Consider the following 16,759-nt stretch of genomic DNA (forward strand, 5'->3'; position numbering starts at 1 on the left):
CGTCTCCCGCCCTCGTGTGTGTTCACGGTCACACTGCACCATCGTTTCTTGAATTAGTCAAGAAAGCGCACGCTAACTCTCGACCGGTGTCCGCGTCTCCAGCGCCGCAACCAGGAACTCTTCCGGAACATCCGGCCAGTCGGACTGCCAGCGGCCGGCTCGCCTGTCCTCGAGGAGTGCCGTCAGCGCGGGCACCATGCGCGGTCCGCCGTCGATCAGGTAGCGCACGAAGCCGATTCGTGCACACGTCGCGGCGATGGACGCCAGCACCGGCTTCGCTTCGTCGACCCGGCCCGCCGCGACCAGGCAGGCGACGAGCAGGCGACTGGCCTGCATGGCCGCCCTCGGCCGGCTCTCCCGTTCGACCCTGCGCACCCACTCCTCCGCGCGGCGACACGCGACATCGGGCTCGTCGGCCGACTGCTTCCGGATCTCGGTGGCGTCGTCGAGCTGCGCGACGATCTCGGCGAAACCGAAATCGGGTTCCCGGTTGGCCTTCCCGGCAGTGGCCGGGGGCTGAGGCGAGGCCGGCAGACCGAGCCGGACCCGCTCGTTCTCGACCCGGGCCCGCAGCCGGGGAAGTCCCAGCGACGCCGCCGCGGACGCGCCCTCGTCGAGGTGGCGGGCGGCGGACACGACGTCGCCGCGCGCCGCCTTCAGCCGGGCGCCGGTGACGAAGCGGGCAATCATGAAATCGACTATGCCGCCCTCGGGCCCGAGCTCGTAGCTCTCGTCGAGGAGTCGTTCGGCCTCATCGAGATGGCCCAGTTCGTACATCAGCTCGCCGAGGAGTGCGCCTGCAAGTCGTGCGGCATGTGAATGGGTGCCTGCCGACTTCGTCGCGGTCTGCACGGCCAGCCGGAAGTTGTCCTCGGCCGCGGCGATGTCGAGTTGTTCCATCGCGGCGATGCCGGCGAAGCAGTACCCGTACATCCTACTGAACGGTCCGACGGTCCGCTGGTGGTACCCGGCGGCCCACTCCTGCAGGCGGCGAGCCTCCACGAAATCGAACTGGGCGATCGCGACGGCGGATGCGAGATTCGACCCCGCCGAAACCACCCACGCACGTAGGGTTTCCGGGCGGGCCAGGCATTCCGCGATGAGGTCGGGAACTCCGGCGATGCGATCGGACGACACCGCGATCACGGCGCGGACGATGTCGGCCTCCACGCGGATGTCCGCCTGCTCGGTTTCGCTCAGCTTCGAGGACTCGAGGGTCGACGCGACCAGCGAGAGCGACCGCAGCGTCGGCGCCACCCGTTGCAGCAGGATGTTCGCCCACGCGACCGCGATCTGGATGCGGGGACTGGACTCGACCAGCGGCCGCGGCAACTTGTCGACGAGGCCGAGCAACGCGACCATCCGCGAGTGCTCCACCAGGTACATGCCCTGCTCCTCGACCACCGCGACGGCCACGTCGCGATCACCCGCCGCCAACGCGTGATCCACTGCGTCGCTGACGTAGTGGTGGTCGGCGAACCAGTGCGCGGCCGCACGGTGCAGGTCCGCGATGCGCGACGGATGATCGCGCTCGAGGCGCCGGCGGAGATACTCGGCGAACAGGTGGTGGTACTCGAACCACTCCCGGTCCTCGTCCAGGCTGCGCAGGAACAGATCACGCGATTCGACCTGCTCGAGCAGGGCCTGACCGCGGGTCACGTTCGCCAGCACGCAGGCGAGGTCGCCGCACACCCGCTCGGTGACGGACGTGGCCAGCATGAAGTCGAGCAGCGCAGGCTCGAGAGTGCTGAGCACGTTCTCCGCCAGATACTCACCGATCGCATGGTGGCGACCCGACATGTGCCGGATGAGATCGCCGGGATCGGCGCGATCACGCAGCGACAGCGACGCCAGTTGCAGCGCCGCCACCCACCCGTCCGTGGTCTCCTCCAGAGCCTCCACGTCGGAATCCTCCAGGTGCAGTCCACCGAGGTCGACCAGGAACCGCTGCGACTCGGTGAGGTCGAAGCGCAAAGCGACGGAATCGATTTCGACGAGTTCGTCGCGCACCCGCATCTTGGCCAGCGGAAGCCCTGCCTGGCTTCGGCTGCTCACCACCATCTGCAGGTGGTGGCAGCCGTTCTCGAGGATGAAGTCCATCGCGGCGATCGTGTCCGGCGACGTCACGCGATGCCAGTCGTCGATCATCACCACCACATGGCGCTTGCTGTCGTGGACCTGATTCACCAGCGAGGTCAGCACATACCGTTCCGCTTCGGCACCGTTCTCGTCGAGCGCCTGCCCCAGTTCGTCCGCCAGGGTCGGCTCGGCCCGGCGGATCGCCTCGACGAGGTGGGACAGGAACCACACGGCATTGTTGTCGTCGTTGTCGACCGTCAGCCAGGCGACGGCAGAGCCGTCTTCGATGAGCACGTCGCGCCACTGCGCGGCCACCGTGCTCTTCCCGAAGCCGGCGGGTGCGTGGATGAGCGTCAACCGCCTCCGCTGACCCAGCCGGAGCAGATCCAGGAGACGGGTGCGTTCCACCAGGGACCGCATCGGGGTCGGCGGGCGGAAGCGGGCCGCGGCGCTCGGTGGAGTGGCACCCGACCGCCGGCGGTAGCTGCGACTGCGCCCGGACGCCGAGGACTGCGTGGTCGGCGCCGCCGGGTGCTCGGTGCGCGGGAATTCGTCGGCCGCGGCGGGGAGCGCCATCTCGTCGACATCGAGTCCGTGTCTGCGCTCGATGTCGCGGAGTTCCTGGCCGAACTCCGCGGCCGAAGCCGGGCGGTCGGTCGGTTCCTCGGCCATGGCACGCTCGATGGCCGAGCACACGTCGTCGGGAATGTCCTCGCCCCGCAGGTCCGGAACGGGTTGCGTCGCGATGCGGAGGAACTGCGCGACGAGCCGCTCCCCGCTCCGCCGCTCGAACGCGGCATGACCGGTGAGCAGGCAGAACAGGGCGGCACCCAGGCTGTACACGTCGGAAGCCGCGGACGGTGCGTCGCCGCGGAGGACCTCCGGGGCAGTGAACGCGGGCGAACCGGTGATCATGCTCGACGTGGTCTCGAATCCGCCCGTGACCCGCGCGATGCCGAAGTCCGTGAGCTGCGGTTCGCCGTACCCGGTGAGCAGGATGTTCGCGGGCTTCACGTCGCGGTGCAGGGTGCCGAGCCGGTGCGCAGTCTCCAAAGCGCCCGCCAGCTTCACGCCGACGCGCAGCGTTTCACTCCACGGCAGCGGCCCTTCACGGCGAATCCAGGCGTCGAGCGAATTGCGCGAGTGGTACGGCATCACGATGTACGGCCTGCCGCTGGGCGTCACCCCGGACTGCAAGATGTCGACCACGTGGGGATGCCCCGACAATTTCCCCATCGCACGCTGTTCCCGCAAGAAACGTTCGCGGTCCTCGCCGTCCAGATCGGAGGACAGCACCTTGATCGCGACCGTGCGGTCGAGCGCTGTCTGAAGGCAGCGGTACACGACCCCGAACCCTCCCCGGCCGATCTCGCGGGCGTCGTCGAATCCCTCCGACGACAGCTCCGCGACGATGTCGGTCACGACGATCCGCTTGGTAGCCTGCGGATCCGAGTCGGTCGGCCCGGAACTGCTTTCCGGGTGTCGTGGCACACTCAATGAAATCACCTTCTCGGTGCACTGACGCCAGCATATCGCGGTCGCCCGACACAGAGAGCGGGTGTTCGAGAACGAGTAGACCCGAGGAGAATTCGACGGTGACGGATACCGGCATTGCGGCAACGGACACGAGCCTGGCCGAGCGGACCCTGGCCCAGCTCCTCGACGCCCGGATCAGTTGCAGGGCTTACCTACCGACGCAGGTGCCGCGCGAGGTGATCGAGAGGATCCTCGAGCTCGCGCAGCAGACGCCGTCGTGGTGCAACACGCAGCCGTGGCAGGTCGCGATCACCGAGGGGGAGGGGACCGATCGGTTCCGTTCCGGACTGGCGGAGTACGTCCGCACCCACCCGCAGGAGTCCGACTTCGAGTGGCCCCGCGAATACGTCGGCGAGCACAAGCAACGCCGCCGGGAGTGCGCCATGCAGCTGTACTCCAGCGTCGGCATCGCGCCCGGCGACCGGGCCGCGTCGGCGGAGCAGACGATGAAGAACTTCGACCTGTTCGGCGCGCCGCACGTCGCGATCGTCACCACCCACGAAGCGCTCGGCACATACGGCGCCGTGGACTGCGGCCTGTACGTCGAGACATTCCTCCTCGCCGCGCAGAGCCTCGGGGTCGCGACCATTCCGCAGGCCGCCGTCGCGGGAAGTTCGCGGTTCATCCACGACTTCTTCTCGCTCGACGAGGACCGCAGGGTCGTCTGCGCGATCTCGTTCGGCTACCCCGACACGGAGAATCCCGTCAACGGATTCCGCACCCACCGGGAACCCGTCGCCAACGTCGCGCAGTGGGTGTCGCAGTAACGTGCTCGACTCCGAAGTGTTCGACCGGGACGCCCTGTTCGCCCGCCTCCGCCGCCGTCCCGACGTCGAGGCCCCCAACCTGACGGCCGTCGATGCCGCCGACCGGCTGATCCTCGACGAGGCCGCGGCGGCACTGTCGGCGGCGCGTCCCGGGACGCTCGCCGTGATCGGCGACCACTACGGTGCGCTCACCCTCGGCGCCGCGGCGACGCACGGCTCGACCGGGATCCGCGTGCACCAGGACCCGCTGACCGGCGAACTGGCGCTCGCCGCCAACGCCGCGACGGTCGCGCTCGCCGACCGCTACCGGTCGTGCGCGCTCGGTGAGGAGCTGCTCGCGGGCGCAACCGTCGTGCTGATGCAGCTGCCGCGGAGCCTCGGCGAACTGACCGAGGTCGCCGAGGCGATCGCCCGCCACGCCGACCCGTCCGTCGTCGTCTACGCGGGTGGGCGCAACAAGCACATCTCCACCGCCATGAACGACGTGCTCGGGCGTTCGTTCTCCGACGTCCGCGCGACCCTCGGCAGGCAGAAGTCGCGGGTGCTGATCGCGAGCGGTCCGGTGGAGGTGGCGCAGCAGACGTACCCCGTCACCGATCATCTCCCCGAGATCGCACTGGACGTCGTCTCGTACGGGGCCGCGTTCGCCGGCCCCAAGCTGGACATCGGGACCCGGTATCTCCTCGACTTCCTACCCCGCGTGAATCCCGGTGCACGGGCCGCGGTCGACCTCGGCTGCGGAACGGGCATTCTCGCCGTCAGCCTGGCCCGGCTCCTCCCGGAGGTCTCGGTGATCGCCACCGACCAGTCCGCCGCCGCGGTGGCATCGGCCGCCGCCACCGCCCGCGCCAACGGCCTCGACGGACGGGTCAGGACGCTGCGCGACGACGCCATGTCCACGCTCGCCACCGACAGCCAGGACGTCGTCCTGTGCAACCCGCCGTTCCACGTGGGCGCGGCCGTCCACACCGGTGGCGCGTCGAAGATGTTCACCGAAGCCGGGCGCGTGCTCCGGCCCGGCGGCGAGTTGTGGACCGTGTACAACTCGCACCTCGGGTACCGGGGCCGGTTGCAGCGGCTCGTCGGTCCGACCGACGTGGTCGGCCGGAATCCCAAATTCACGGTCACCCGGTCGGTGGCCTGACCGCCACGCCGACCGGCCTCGTCTGGCGGGTGTCCCCGCGGCACCGGTAGAGTCCGAATTGTCCGACCCGAAAGCGACGAACGGGAACTTGCGGTGGGTGCGGGACGTTCAACGTACAAGAAACCCGGATCCACCCGGCGAGCCACGAGAAGGGATGTGCACGGTGCGCACCACCAGTAACCCGGTGTTCCGCAACCTGCCCAAACAAGAGGGCAGCGGCGGATACGCCTCGTTCGGATCTACGACGGCCGGCGCAGCGCAGGTCACGCAGCAGTTCGGTCAGCCGCAGTACACGCAGGCCGAGCCCTACCGGACGGGCCCCGACTACCGTTCGATGACCATCGACGACGTCGTCACCAAGACGGGTGTCACGCTCGGCGTGCTCACGGTGTCGGCGATCATCTCCTACTTCCTGGTGAGCAACGACGCGAACCTCGCGACCCCGCTGGTCATCGGTGGTGGCCTCGTCGGTCTCGTGCTGGTCCTCGTGGCCACGTTCGGCCGCAAGATGGACAACCCGGGCATCGTCCTCGCCTACGCGGTGGCAGAGGGCCTGTTCCTCGGCGCCCTGTCGTTCATGTTCACCGACGTCACGTTCGGCGGAGTCGGGGGAGCGGCGCTCATCGCCCAGGCCGTACTCGGCACGTTCGGCGTGTTCTTCGGCATGCTCGTCGTCTACAAGACGGGCGCGATCCGAGTCACGCCCCGCCTGACACGGATGATCATCGGCGCCCTCATCGGTGTCGTCGTCCTCGCCCTCGGCAACGTGATCGCCAGCTTCTTCACCGAAGGCGGCCTCGGTCTCCGCGACGGCGGTCCCCTGGCGATCATCTTCAGCCTCGTCTGCATCGGCATCGCCGCGTTCAGCTTCCTGCTGGACTTCGACGCCGCTGACCAGCTGATCCGGGCACAGGCGCCGGAGAAGGCAGCGTGGGGCGTCGCATTCGGACTCACCGTCACCCTCGTGTGGCTGTACGTCGAGATCCTGCGACTCCTGAGCTACTTCAACAGCGACTAGTAGTTCCACGAGAAGGCCCCCGAGAGCATGCTCTCGGGGGCCTTCTCTGTTGTGCGGGCCCGGTTCGATTACCTCGGAGGTAATCGACGCGCGTATTCCGACGGAGGAATGTCGTGTGCGGCAACCAGCCCCACCCGAAGGAGCACGACATGAGCGCGTACGGAATGGCCCACCTCGAGAACGTCGACATGGGTCCGCAGATCGTCGAATACCTCGAACGCATCGACGGCACCCTCCGCCCGTTCTCCGGCAAGTTCATCGTCCACGGCGGACGCCAGGACGTGGTCGAGGGAACGTCCGACGGCGCGTTCATCGTCATCGAGTTCCCCGACCGCGAGCACCTCGAAGGCTGGTACGCGTCCGACGCGTACCGGGAGATCCTCCCGCTCCGCGCCGAGCATTCCGACGGACTGGTGATAATGGCCGACGGGGTCGACGCCGACCACAAGGCCACCGACATCCTCGGGTAGGCGCTTCGCGCCCGTGAGTGGTTAACGAGTCTCTGCACTCGTCAACCACTCACGGGTGGCGGAGCCGCCTAGCTCAGGCGCTCCAGGACCATGGCCATGCCCTGCCCGCCGCCGACGCACATCGTCTCGACGCCGAACGTCTTGTCCTGCTCGCGGAGGTTGTTGAGCAGGGTGTTGGTGATGCGGGCACCGGTCATGCCGAACGGGTGACCGAGGGCGATGGCGCCGCCGGAGATGTTCAGCTTGTCCTCGTCGATCTTCAGCTCGCGAGCCGATCCGAGGACCTGGACCGCGAAGGCCTCGTTGATCTCGAACAGATCGATGTCGGAGATGGACTTGCCCGCGATGGCGAGGGCCTTCTTGACGGCCTCGATCGGGCCCAGGCCCATGATCTCGGGGGACAGTCCGGACACCCCGGTGGACACGATGCGGGCCAACGGGGTCAGGCCGAGGGCCTTGGCCTTGGTGTCGGACATAATGACGAGCGCGGCGGCGCCGTCGTTGAGCGGGCACGCGTTGCCGGCGGTGACGGTGCCGTCCGGGCGGAACACGGGCTTGAGCTGGCTGATGCCCTCGTAGGTGGTGCCGGCGCGGGGGCCGTCGTCGGTGCTGACGACGGTGCCGTCGGGGAGGGTGACCGGGGTGATCTCCCGCTCGAAGAAGCCGTTCTTGATCGCTTCCTCCGCGCGGTTCTGGGAGCGGACACCCCAGCGGTCCTGCTCCTCACGGGTGATGCCGGTGGCCGATGCGACGTTCTCGGCCGTCTGGCCCATCGCGATGTAGACGTCGGGAATCTGCTCGTCCCCGCGCGGGTCGGTCCACGCGACGCCGCCCTCGGCGAGCTTCGCGGTACGCGCCTCGGCATCGGCGAACCTCGGGTTCTTGGTGTTCGGCAGGCCGTCGGCGTTGCCGGTGACGAAGCTGGACACCGACTCGACGCCGGCGGAGACGAACACGTCGCCCTCGCCGGCCTTGATCGCGTGCAGTGCCATGCGGGTGGTCTGCAGCGAGGAGGAACAGTAGCGGTTGACGGTGACACCGGGCAGGAAGTCATAGCCCAGTTCCACCGCGACGACGCGGGCGATGTTGAAACCCGACTGGCCTGCGGGCTGACCGCAGCCGAGGAGCAGGTCGTCGATCTCGGTGGGATCGAGTTCGGGGACCTTCGCCAGAGCCGCGGCCACCATCTGCGTCGTCAGATCATCCGGGCGGATGGTCTTGAGCGAGCCCTTCATGGCTCGGCCGATCGGTGAGCGTACTGCGGAGACGATGACTGCCTCGGGCATGAAAACTCCTTTGTCAACTGCGGGGGTCTGCACTGTGTTGCAGACCACCCGTTCTGTGGCCTTCCCGACAACTTACGTTGCCGGGCGGCACCGGGGACATCGCCATCTCACTCAGCGACCCGTCGCCTCCTGGACGCGGACGCCTCCTCGATCGCGAGGAGCTCGTCGAGGCGGGAAGGTGAGCGTCGCCGGGCACTGAGTCGCCACAGGAAACGGTTGAGCGAGGCGGTCATTCGGGTCGACAGCTTGCGTGATTCCGCGGCCTCCGACACCTGGGGCAGGTCGGGCAGCGGTCCGCCGTGCCACATGCCCAGAGCGGTCGCGAGAACGGGCACGATCTGCATCGCCGCCAATTCGTACCCCGCCGCGGACGGGTGGAAGTGGTCGGAGGAGAACATCCGGTCGGGGGCCGCCAGGAACTCCGGCGCCAGCAGGTCGGCCAACGCCACCGGGTGGCCACCCGCCGCGCTGGTCGCCGCCGCCTGCGCCCGGGCCAGGCGCAACCCCCACGTTCGGACGACGGTCCGCAGGGGCTGCGGAATCGCGGTGACCACCCCGAGGTCGGGGCACGTTCCGACCACGACCGCGCAGTCGTGGGCGCGGAGCCGTTCGACCGCCTCCCCGAGCCTGCGCGCCGACGCCCGGATCGAGTTCTTGGACGTCACGTCGTTGGCGCCGACCAGGATCACCGCGGCGTCCGGCGGCGGTCCGGCCACGAACATCGCGTCCACCTGCCCGCTGAGCCCGCGGGACGTGGCGCCGCCGATGGCCTTGGTGCTCAGCCGGATCCGCTTGCCGGTCTCGTCGGCGAGGCGCCTCGCGATCTGCACACCGGGCACTTCGTCCGCCGACAGGCATCCCACCCCGGCGGCCGTGGAGTCGCCGAAAATCATCAGATGGACGTCGTACGAGACGGTCCGTAGCCAGCGTTCGGGGACCGCGGCGCCGGGGGAGTAGACGCCGTCGGCCTCCGGCGGCTTGGCGACGTTGCGCCCGATCACACCGCGGGCCGCCGTCGCCTGCGACATCAGATAGGAGTACGCCGCCCACGACAGCGTGCCTGCGCTCGAACCTGCCACGACAGCCGCGGCGCCGGCTTTCACTCCGGTCTGCCAGGTCCTCTTGGGCACTGGTCTCACCTTTCCGCTACCTGGTGCTCATCTCACGGGTTCCAGCGGACTGCGTGCGCACCAATCTAGTCGGATCAGGGCCCCCGTGCCGGACGTCTGTGAGCATCGGATCAGGGCATCTGGGAGCATGGAGGCATGCGCATCGCGGAACACGTCGTCGACCTGATCGGCAACACCCCTCTCGTCAAGCTCTCTTCTGTCATCGGGGAGAACCACGGGACCGTTGCAGCCAAGATCGAATACCTCAACCCGGGCGGAAGCTCGAAGGACCGCATCGCGGTCAAGATGATCGACGCCGCGGAGGCGTCCGGTGAGCTGAAGCCGGGTGGGACCATCGTGGAGCCCACCTCCGGCAACACCGGCATCGGCCTCGCCCTGGTGGCCCAGAAGCGCGGATACAAGTGCGTGTTCGTCTGCCCCGACAAGGTCAGCGAAGACAAGCGGAACGTCCTCAAGGCCTACGGCGCCGAGGTCGTGGTGTGCCCCACCGCGGTCGCGCCCGAGCACCCGGACAGCTACTACAGCGTCTCCGACCGGCTCGCACGCGAACTCCCCGGCGGCTGGAAGCCCAACCAGTACTCCAACCCGGGCGGCCCGCAGAGCCACTACGAGACCACCGGCCCCGAGATCTGGGCCGACACCGACGGCAAGATCACCCACTTCGTCGCAGGCGTCGGCACCGGCGGCACCATCACCGGCACCGGCCGCTACCTCAAGGAGGTGTCCGGCGGCAAGGTCAAGGTCATCGGCGCCGACCCCGAGGGTTCCGTGTACTCGGGTGGCACCGGCCGTCCGTACCTGGTCGAGGGCGTGGGCGAGGACTTCTGGCCGAGCGCCTACGACCCGTCCATCCCCGACGAGATCATCGCCGTGTCCGATGCCGACTCCTTCGAGATGACCCGTCGCCTCGCGCGCGAAGAGGGCCTGCTGGTCGGCGGCTCCTGCGGCATGGCTGTCGTCGCTGCACTCGAGGTCGCCAAGCGCGAGGGCCCCGACGCGGTCATCGTCGTCCTGCTGCCCGACGGTGGTCGCGGATACCTCTCGAAGATCTTCAACGACAAGTGGATGGCGTCCTACGGCTTCCTCCGCACCCCGCTCGACGGCAAGCCCGACGAGAAGACGGTCGGCGACGTGCTGCGCGGTAAGTCCGGCGAACTCCCGGACCTCGTCCACACCCACCCGTCCGAGACGCTGCGCGACGCCATCGAGATCCTCCGCGAGTACGGGGTGTCCCAGATGCCCGTCGTCGGCGCGGAGCCGCCCGTCATGGCCGGTGAAGTGGCGGGCAGCGTCACCGAGCGTGACCTGCTCAGTGCCGTGTTCGAGGGACGCGCGCACCTGGCCGACCCGGTGGAGAAGCACATGAGCAAGCCGTTCCCGCTCATCGGTTCGGGTGAGCCCGTGTCGGCCGCCACCAAGGCGCTCGGCGACACCGACGCGCTGATGGTCGTCGACGACGGCAAGCCTGCCGGGGTCATCACCCGCCACGACCTTCTCGGGTTCCTCAGCGCCGGCTCCTAGACGACACGTCGGACCCGGGCACGACAACACTGGTCCCCGCTGCGCACGGAACGTACGGTGCACAGCGGGGGACCGGTCCGGTGTCCGTGAGGGGGAATCTCAGTGAGTGCTCGTCTACGTCGTCGTGTTCTTGTGGGCTCGGTTGTCCTGCTCGGGTTCGCCGCCGCCGGATGTGGGAACAGCATCGAGGGTGCCGCCGTCGCACAGCCGGGATCGTCGGACGTCGACTCGGCGTCTGCGGGCACGTCGTCTTCGGCGGCGTCCGCCGACTGCGCCGCGCTGACGAAGGCACTCGGCCGGCTGGTGGCGGACCGGCCGCATCTCACCGAGGCCGTCCTGCCCGGCTCGATCGATCCGACGTGCTCGTGGTCCAAGGGGCCGACCAACGTCATGAGCACCATCACCGCGTCGGTCAAGCCGCAGGTGACGGATCCCGCCGTCCTCGTCGAGATGCGGAACGGGACGAACGTCGTCCCCGACCCCCGTTCCGCCGAGTTCGGCGGGGTGGTCCTCGACGTCGTGGCCATGGCGCTGCTCACCCCGGACCACAGCATCATCGTCAACGCGCTCGACCCCTCCGTCAGCGACGCGACCAAGCTCGACGTCGCGTTCGCGATCGCGGAGTATCTGGAGAAGTAGGTCCCCACTAGGCTGGGGGCCATGAGTGAGCAGCGCAGCAAAGCGGACAACATCAGCTGGCAGGGGTTCTCCACCAAGGCCGTGCACGCAGGATTCGACCCGGACCCGCAGACGGGCGCCGTCAACGTTCCGATCTACGCGAGTTCGACGTTCGCGCAGGACGGCGTCGGCGGCATGCGTAACGGATTCGAATACGCCCGCACCGGCAACCCCACCCGACGACCGCTCGAGGCCAACCTCGCCGCCCTCGAGTCGGGCACGTACGGTCGCGCGTTCGGCTCGGGCATGGCCGCCACCGACTGCCTGCTCCGTGCCGCGCTGCGCCCCGGCGACCACCTGGTCATCCCGAACGACGCCTACGGCGGAACGTTCCGCCTGATCGACAAGGTCTTCACCCAGTGGGGCATCGAGTACACGCCCGCCGCGGTCTCCGACGTGGACGCGGTCCGGGCAGCCATCCGGCCCAACACCAAGCTCGTGTGGGTCGAGACGCCCACGAACCCGCTCCTCAACATCGGTGACATCGAGGCACTGTCCGACATCGCGCACGAGGCCGGCGCGAAGATCGTCGTCGACAACACGTTCGCCTCGCCGTACCTGCAGCAGCCGCTGCAGCTCGGCGCCGACGTCGCGCTGCACTCGACCACCAAGTACATCGGCGGACACTCCGACGTCGTCGGCGGCGCACTCGTCACCAACGACGAGGAGCTCGACACGGCGTTCGCGTTCCTGCAGAACGGTGCCGGCGCGGTCCCCGGACCCTTCGACGCGTTCCTCACGCTCCGCGGCATCAAGACCCTCTCCCTGCGCATGGAGCGGCACAGCGACAACGCCGAGAAGGTCGTCGAACTGCTCACCGGGCACTCCGCGGTGTCGCAGGTCATCTACCCCGGACTCGACTCGCACCCCGGCCACAAGGTCGCGGAGAAGCAGATGCGCCGCTTCGGCGGCATGATCTCGGTCCGCCTCGCCGGCGGCAAGCAGGCCGCACTGGACTTCTGCTCGCGCACCGAGATCTTCACGCTGGCCGAGTCGCTCGGCGGCGTCGAGTCGCTGATCGAGCACCCGGGTGCCATGACCCACGCCTCCACCGCCGGTTCGCTGCTCGAGGTTCCGGACGACCTGGTGCGCCTGTCCGTCGGCATCGAGGATGCCGCCGACCTCGTGGGCGACATCGAGCAGGCGCTGAAGTAGGCGGCTTCGCCGCCCGTGCGCCTTTTTGGTTGCCGCCGCTACCAAAAAGGCGCACGGGCCGAAGGCCTTATGCTGGCCCGCGTGGAGCCTGTCACGCTGGATCAGATCAGAGCAGCTCGTAAGCTGCTGGACCCCGTCATGCGCCGGACGCCGGTGATCGCGTCCCGGGCGTTATCGGAACGATGCGGGCACGTCGTGTCGCTGAAGTGCGAAAACTTGCAGCGCACTGGATCTTTCAAACCGCGGGGTGCGTACAACCGGATCGCGAATCTGTCGGTCGCGGAACGGGCCTGCGGGGTCGTGGCGGCCAGCGCGGGCAATCACGCGCAGGGCGTGGCCTGGGCGGCCACGGAACTGGGCATCCCGTCCACCGTGTTCATGCCCACCGGCGCACCACTTCCGAAACTCGTCGCCACCAAGGCGTACGGCGCCACCGTCCACTTGACCGGCGACACCGTGGACGACGCGCTCGTCGCCGCGAAGGAGTTCGCGGACGAGACCGGCGCCGTCCTCATCCATCCCTTCGATCACGTCGACATCGTCGCCGGGCAGGGGACCGTCGGGCTCGAGATCCTCGAGCAGGAACCCGACGTCGGCACGCTTGTCGTCCCGACCGGCGGCGGTGGGCTGATCGCGGGCATCGCCGCGGCGGTCAAGGCCACCCGGCCGGACGTGCGGATCGTCGGCGTCCAGGCCGAGCAGGCGGCCGCGTGGCCGCGTTCGCTGGCGGAGGGCCGTCCGATTCCGCTGGAGACCATGTCGACGATGGCCGACGGCATCGCGGTCGGCCGGCCCGGCGACGTGCCGTTCGCCCACGTCGGCTCGCAGGTCGACGCCATCGTGACGGTCAGCGAGGACGCTCTGTCCCGGGCGCTGCTCCTGTGCCTCGAACGCGCGAAGCTCATCGTTGAGCCTGCGGGCGCGGCGGCGGTGGCCGCGTTGATCAGCTGCTCGACGGAAGAGCTGGGACTCACCGGGAAGGTGTGCGCGGTGCTGTCCGGCGGCAACATCGACCCGTTGCTGCTCACCCACGTCGTCAATCACGGCCTTCGGGCCGCCGGCCGGTATCTCGGTGTGCACGTGACCATTCCGGACCGACCGGGTGGTCTGGTCAGCCTCCTGGGCGTGATCAGCGGCAACGGCGCCAGCGTGGTGGACGTCGTCCACTCCCGCACCGGCGGCGCGCTCGCACTCGACGAGGTGGAGGTGTTCCTCACCGTCGAGACCCGTGGCCCCGGCCACCGGCAGGATCTCCTCGACGCACTGCGCGACGCCCAATACGCGGTTCGCCTCCAGGAATAGCCGGACCTAGCTCGGCCACCCACCCAGGGTGATCACCCGGAACTCCTGATCCACCAGCCGGGCAGGCAGCTCGAGGTTGGTGAGCCAATCGATCGCACCGCCGCCCATCCCCACCGCGGCCGTGCTCGACGCGTGCGCCGTGGTGCACGACTCGGCCACCACGGTCACGGTCCGCCACAACGAGATCGAGTCGGGATGCAACGGCTTGACGGTGCTGGCGGTCGCGACGGCCGCACCCGACGGGATCGACACCTGACAGGTGGGGTCGCCCGGCAGGTCCTGGACCTGGACCTGCCAGCCGCCGGTGGCGTGGTCCCGGCGGTGGCGATGTCTCCGCCGAGCGCCACCAGGACGCCACACCCGAGCAGCTCCGCCGTCGTCGACGCACAGTGGTCGGCGGAACTCGCCCGCGCGGTCGCCGTCAGGTCGAGTTCCACGCCGGCGGGGAGCGTGACCTCGGTGCCGTCGACGGTGATCGATCGCCACGACTGGGGTGCGGGGGCCGACGCAGTGGGGTCGAGTGCCCCCTCCGTGGTGCGCGCTGCGGCGAGGGCGTCGGTGAGGAACCGCGCGAACATCGGGGTGACCGTGTTCGGGCCCTCGTCGAGGGAGCGGATCTCGGCGTCCGCGCGGTCCCGGTTGACGGCGGCATCGGCCGCCGCGAGGTAGCCGCGGATCAGGTTCGACGCCGAGCTCAGGGCGTCGGGGTCGGTGACGACGATGCGTGCGTGCGCACCCCAGGTGGACCATTCGGTTGCGCTGCGTGCGCTGGTCATATGGCGGTTCTCCGGTCGCGCGATCTCAGGAACCGCTGGACACGGCGTCCGGTGCGCCGAACCCTGCCGAGACGAGGGGTGCTGCCACCGCCGAATCGGGGGTCGCGGGGTCCGCTGCCGCCGCCATGCCACCACCGGCGACCAGTCCGGCGATTCCGGCTGCCGCGAGGACGCGGCGAACGGGAAGCAGGCGGGAAATCCGTCGGTCTTCACTCATGCCGACCAGCTTCCCCGACGAACCTTAGAACAACCTGGGAAGAATCTGTCTCTCCTCGTCGAGTGCGCGGTGGGTGCAGTGCACGCCCCTGGCGCGTCGCATGCTGTCGTGCCCGACAGCCGTGATTCGCCAGGTGCCGCTCTCCCGCAGGTCACGGTAGGAAACGGATCAATCCCGCAGAATCGCCTCGCATCTGCTGTGCCCCGTCGTAACGTGAACTCACTCGGTTAGGTGCACCGAGGAGGAGGAGCGCACGTATGTCAGTTGATGCAGCGGCGATCATCGTGGCGATCACCACCGCAGCGGGGGCCATCGTTCAGGGAGCGGACATACCGCAGCCGGTGAAAGATCAAGCAGCAGAAGCAATTCAGGTGGTCGAGCAGGCCTCACCCGACGTTCAGAAACAAGTTGACGACGCAATATCGACCCTCCCCGAACCGGCCCGCGTGCAGGCCGAGCAGATGGTGGCCCAGGCCTCGGATGTGGTGAAGCAGGCGACCGACCCCTACATTCCGCCGCCACCCGCCGTCGAGGCGGCTCCGCCGCCTGCTCCGGTTCCCCCACTGGCGCTGCCGGACACGCCACTCGACCAGCCCCCAGCGATGAGCGCCCCCGACGTCGGAAATGCGATCGGGGGCCTCGCCGCTCTGCCGGGGGTCCCCGCCCTGATCAGCGGACTCGGGTCGCTGATCCCGTCCGTCCCCGCCGGCTTCCCCGGTGTCTCGCTCGCGCCGGTCGGCGCCATCGCCGTCTTCGCGCCGTGGATCCGCAAGGCCGGGTCGCTGTGCGAGGGCATCAAGCCGCCGACGCTGGCGGCCCTGTACTCCGTCGAGAACGGCTTCCGCTACGGCGCGACCTCACCGGTGTCCCGGGCGGGCGCCCGCGGTCCCGGCCAGTTCATGCCCCCCGCGTGGGCCAAGTACGGCAAGGACGCGGACGGCGACGGCAAGGTCGACATCAACGGCGTCGCCGACCCGATGATGGCGTCCGGTCAGATGCTGTGCGACCTGTTCGGGCAGATCGAGGGCTGGAAGAAGGAGGGTGTGGTCAAGGGCGACACCCTCGACCTCACGATCGCCGCGTACAACGCCGGTGCGGGTGCGGTCCGGACCGCGGGTGGCATGCCCGCCGGCAAGTTCGACTACGAGCACGAAACGCAGCCGTACGTCGCGCGGATCCGATCGCTGGAGGAGTCGTTCGCGCGGATGCTGTCGCCGTTCTTCTACGGTGCGGCCGCCGGTGACACGAGCCGCGTCGTCGAGGCGGCCATGCGGTTCATCGGTCTGCCGTACGTGTGGGGCGGCGGCAACATCAACGGACCGTCCGGCGGCGGTTTCGACTGCTCGGGGCTGACGTCGTTCGCCGTGTACGCCGCAACCGGCGTCAAACTGCCCCGCACGTCGGAAACGCAGTGGAATGTCGGTGTGGAGGTGCCGCTGTCGCAGGCCAGGCCCGGAGACCTGCTGTTCGGCAACTGGCAGTCGGGTGGGCCGGGACACGTGGCGATCTACGTCGGCAACGGCCAGATGCTGCACGCCCCGACGACGGGCGACGTGGTGCGGATCGGTCCCGTGTTCGCCGACATGAAGGCCCGCAGGGTCTTCTGATCCCGCTCACCGGCGTCAACGCAGAAAACTCCGGCCCGGGCGCGTGGCCCGGACCGGAGTTTTCGGCGGTGGA

The 16,759-nt window shown here is 68.9% G+C and carries 13 protein-coding genes and 1 pseudogene; 9 read left to right on the top strand and 5 right to left on the bottom strand.

Going from position 1 to position 16,759, the window contains the following annotated elements; genetic code table 11:
- Nucleotides 1–72: 72 nt before the first annotated feature.
- A complete protein-coding gene (locus HGB39_RS03410) occupies nt 73–3,570 on the bottom strand; it encodes a serine/threonine-protein kinase (RefSeq protein ID WP_005568577.1) in 3,498 nt (1,165 codons plus the stop codon).
- Between the two features lie 104 nt (nt 3,571–3,674).
- Between HGB39_RS03410 and HGB39_RS03415 the strand changes: the two genes are divergently transcribed.
- The 4 genes from HGB39_RS03415 to HGB39_RS03430 all read left to right on the top strand — a co-directional run bounded on the left by HGB39_RS03415 (nt 3,675) and on the right by HGB39_RS03430 (nt 7,014).
- Nucleotides 3,675–4,382, top strand: a complete 708-nt coding sequence (locus HGB39_RS03415) for a nitroreductase (protein WP_005255735.1) — start codon at nt 3,675–3,677, stop codon at nt 4,380–4,382.
- A 1-nt stretch (nt 4,383) separates the two neighbouring features.
- Nucleotides 4,384–5,526 (top strand): class I SAM-dependent methyltransferase, encoded by a 1,143-nt coding sequence (locus HGB39_RS03420; RefSeq protein WP_005568578.1) that lies wholly within the window; start codon nt 4,384–4,386, stop codon nt 5,524–5,526.
- Between the two features lie 163 nt (nt 5,527–5,689).
- Nucleotides 5,690–6,544, top strand: coding sequence for a Bax inhibitor-1/YccA family protein (locus HGB39_RS03425; RefSeq protein WP_005255740.1), 855 nt, complete (start codon nt 5,690–5,692; stop codon nt 6,542–6,544).
- A 149-nt stretch (nt 6,545–6,693) separates the two neighbouring features.
- Nucleotides 6,694–7,014, top strand: a complete 321-nt coding sequence (locus tag HGB39_RS03430) for a DUF1330 domain-containing protein (RefSeq protein WP_007300195.1) — start codon at nt 6,694–6,696, stop codon at nt 7,012–7,014.
- A gap of 68 nt (nt 7,015–7,082) precedes the next feature.
- On the opposite strand, the gene HGB39_RS03435 is transcribed toward HGB39_RS03430, so the two are convergent.
- Together HGB39_RS03435 and HGB39_RS03440 are read right to left on the bottom strand one after the other, a co-directional pair.
- A complete protein-coding gene (locus tag HGB39_RS03435) occupies nt 7,083–8,300 on the bottom strand; it encodes an acetyl-CoA C-acetyltransferase (protein WP_005568580.1) in 1,218 nt (405 codons plus the stop codon).
- Nucleotides 8,301–8,407: 107 nt separating this feature from the next.
- A complete protein-coding gene (locus HGB39_RS03440) occupies nt 8,408–9,430 on the bottom strand; it encodes an SGNH/GDSL hydrolase family protein (RefSeq protein WP_064079894.1) in 1,023 nt (340 codons plus the stop codon).
- A gap of 135 nt (nt 9,431–9,565) precedes the next feature.
- Between HGB39_RS03440 and HGB39_RS03445 the strand changes: the two genes are divergently transcribed.
- From HGB39_RS03445 to ilvA, 4 genes are all read left to right on the top strand, one after another.
- Nucleotides 9,566–10,951 (top strand): cystathionine beta-synthase, encoded by a 1,386-nt coding sequence (locus HGB39_RS03445; RefSeq protein WP_005255744.1) that lies wholly within the window; start codon nt 9,566–9,568, stop codon nt 10,949–10,951.
- Between the two features lie 102 nt (nt 10,952–11,053).
- A complete protein-coding gene (locus HGB39_RS03450; protein WP_085999970.1) occupies nt 11,054–11,590 on the top strand; it encodes a hypothetical protein in 537 nt (178 codons plus the stop codon).
- 21 nt (nt 11,591–11,611) lie between these two features.
- Nucleotides 11,612–12,784, top strand: coding sequence for a cystathionine gamma-synthase (locus HGB39_RS03455; protein ID WP_005567047.1), 1,173 nt, complete (start codon nt 11,612–11,614; stop codon nt 12,782–12,784).
- Nucleotides 12,785–12,853: 69 nt separating this feature from the next.
- On the top strand, nt 12,854–14,086 hold the full coding sequence (ilvA, locus tag HGB39_RS03460) for a threonine ammonia-lyase (RefSeq protein ID WP_005253726.1): 1,233 nt from the start codon (nt 12,854–12,856) through the stop codon (nt 14,084–14,086).
- 6 nt (nt 14,087–14,092) lie between these two features.
- Here the strand turns inward: ilvA and HGB39_RS03465 are convergent.
- Nucleotides 14,093–14,862 (bottom strand): annotated as a pseudogene (locus HGB39_RS03465) (FAD:protein FMN transferase).
- 25 nt (nt 14,863–14,887) lie between these two features.
- Entirely contained in the window at nt 14,888–15,079 is a 192-nt protein-coding gene (locus HGB39_RS03470) for a hypothetical protein (protein ID WP_005253724.1), read from the bottom strand.
- Nucleotides 15,080–15,336: 257 nt separating this feature from the next.
- Between HGB39_RS03470 and HGB39_RS03475 the strand changes: the two genes are divergently transcribed.
- The gene (locus tag HGB39_RS03475) at nt 15,337–16,686 is read left to right on the top strand and encodes a C40 family peptidase (protein ID WP_005253723.1); all 1,350 of its coding nucleotides are present in this window, start codon (nt 15,337–15,339) and stop codon (nt 16,684–16,686) included.
- Nucleotides 16,687–16,759 lie beyond the last annotated feature (73 nt).

This window comes from Rhodococcus opacus, from assembly GCF_012396235.1.
Taxonomy (GTDB): Bacteria; Actinomycetota; Actinomycetes; order Mycobacteriales; family Mycobacteriaceae; genus Rhodococcus_F; species Rhodococcus_F opacus.